Origin of the sequence: Collinsella sp. LCP21S3_A9 (genome assembly GCF_052118785.1) — a bacterium.
Taxonomy (GTDB): Bacteria; Actinomycetota; Coriobacteriia; order Coriobacteriales; family Coriobacteriaceae; genus Collinsella.
In genome coordinates this window covers 1-1,255 of the sequence record NZ_JBQKGN010000053.1, presented here as the reverse complement: position 1 = coordinate 1,255, position 1,255 = coordinate 1, and the positions used below count along the sequence as shown (strand labels likewise).

1 protein-coding gene is annotated in these 1,255 nt (G+C 65.5%); it reads left to right on the top strand.

The genetic code is table 11. The features are described 5' to 3' along the window. Positions 1-148: 148 nt before the first annotated feature. On the top strand, positions 149-1,255 hold a 1,107-nt coding region (gene istA, locus ACTQ05_RS09485; RefSeq protein WP_441538964.1), incomplete at its 3' end, for an IS21 family transposase.

The window sequence follows — 1,255 nt, the reverse complement described above, 5'->3', positions numbered from 1 at the left end:
TGTTAATGCCAATATAAAAAGGGCCAGTTACACCAACGTAAAAATCCAATAGCACCAAGATAGATGTGCCAACAGCGCCAACGCATTTTGCCCAACCGCGCCAACGAAGGTACCCTCCCCTCGAGTAACCTTTCGAGAGGAGGACGATATGGAAAGGAACGTTATGGGCGAGTTGAGCATGTACAGGCAATCCGGCACCAAGCCCAACTTCAGCGAGATCGGCCGCAGGCACGGGATGAGCCGCAAGACCGTGGCCAAATACTGGCGAGCGGGCGGCGACCTCGACGACGGCAGGGCGTCGAGGGGCAGCGGCTTCGACCCGTTCCGGGAGGTGATAGAGGCAAAAGCCGAGCTTCCCGGCATCACGAAGAAGGCCGTCCACGAGTTCCTGCTGCACAGGCACCCGGACGCCCGCCTGCCGGGGTACAACGCCTTCACCGAGTACTGCAGGAAGAACGGCATCGCGTTCGGCGCGCTGCGCGCACCGGACGCGCACCCCCGCTTCGAGACCCCTCCGGGCCGCCAGATGCAGTTCGACTGGAAGGAGGGCATCACCATGGTGGACGCCAACGGCGAGGTCTTCGAGTTCAACGTGTTCTCCGCGACCCTGGGGTACTCGAGGCTCCACAAGTTCACCTACTCGGCCACCCGGACCACGGACGACCTGCTGGCCTGCCTGTTGGGCGCGTTCAAGTTCATGGGCGGCGTGCCGCAGGAGTGCCTCACCGACAACATGTCGTCGCTGGTCAACATGTCCACGGGCCGGCGCGTCAGGAACGAGAGGGCGTGGCGGTTCGCCAAGGAGGCCGGCTTCGACCTGCAGCTGTGCCGGGCGGGCGCCCCCCAGACCAAGGGGAAGGACGAGTCCGCCAACCGCTTCCTGAACAGGCTCTCGGCCTACGATCGCGACTTCGTGGGCCTGGACGGGCTGCTGGCGGCCATCGCGCGCATCGAGGCCAGGAGCAACTCGGAGCCCAACGACACGACGGGGCTGCCGCCCTCGGCGCTATTCATGCGGGAGAAGGAGTTCCTGCAGCCGATAGGCAACGCGACCCTGCTGGAATCGATGGTCGGCGACGTCTCTGATCAGGTGGTGCCGCCGACGATGCTCGTCAGGGCCGCCGGCAGGCAGTGGTCGGTGCCCCGCAGGTGCATCGGGAGGAAGGCCAGGGTGGTGACGATGCCGGGCGGGCAGATCCGCATCACCGTGGCGGGCGAGCTGGTCGCGGTCCACGACGCGGCGCAGGGCGCCAGC